We start from the raw sequence: 711 nt of genomic DNA on the forward strand, positions 1-711 counted from the left end.
GGGCCGAGGTGAGTGTGCCGGTCACAGCGGCGGCGATGGCGGTCGACCGGACGGCACTGCGGACGATACGGGCGTGCACGAGGGAGGGGGCTCCTTGATCGGTTAGAGAGCGAGGTCAGCGGGTCCGGCTCGGAGCCGAGCACGGCGGGGACGGGACCTTGCAAGCGGTCCGAGCGGTAGCACGGACCGGCGCGGGCGGCGGCCAGGAGCCGGGGAACCAGACGGAGGCGTACTGCTCGATGGCGTCCCGCAGCCCGTTGGTGTGGGCGCCTTTCCACGGCACCCAGTCAGGGGCGTCCCTGTGCTCCTTGAGCACGGCGTATCCGGACGTACTTGGCGTCCGGCCGTACGCCGAATCGCGGTGGTCGAAAGTCTTGTGGTCCGCGAACCGTAGGTGGACGACGTCGAGTTCGCCTCGGTCCTGGTGGATCGTGGCGAGCCGCAGGCCGTCGTACTCGCCTGCGCGGATGGTGGGGCTGAAGTCGATCCGCAGCCGCAGAGGCCCCTCGGCCGTGGGGGTGGCGTAGTAGGTGTTGCCGACGACGGTCGCGTCGGCGAAGGGAAGGTTCAGCTCGGCGAAGAACTCCCGTGCGTACATCGGCATGTGGGTCTCCGGATGCTGGTCAGCGGCGGGGCCCGGGCAGGGCCGGGCGGCTAGTGGTGCTCCAGCGCGGGATGCTGGCGGTGGGGAGCGCGGCCGGGCCCCGCCGC

The 711-nt window shown here is 71.4% G+C and carries 1 protein-coding gene; it reads right to left on the minus strand.

The genetic code is table 11. The annotated features are described in order from the left end of the window. Positions 1 to 115 precede the first annotated feature (115 nt). Positions 116 to 604 carry a hypothetical protein gene (locus tag C1I97_RS38355; RefSeq protein ID WP_111007404.1) on the minus strand — a complete coding sequence of 163 codons (489 nt, stop codon included), beginning with the start codon at positions 602 to 604 and terminating at the stop codon, positions 116 to 118. Positions 605 to 711 lie beyond the last annotated feature (107 nt).

The organism is Streptomyces sp. NTH33, from assembly GCF_003236365.1.
In the GTDB taxonomy this organism is placed as follows: Bacteria; Actinomycetota; Actinomycetes; order Streptomycetales; family Streptomycetaceae; genus Streptomyces.

What these genes read in the sequence shown, in the direction of transcription:
- C1I97_RS38355 (WP_111007404.1), bottom strand. Translation starts at nt 604, where the DNA reads ATGCCGATGTACGCACGGGAGTTCTTCGCCGAGCTGAACCTTCCCTTC.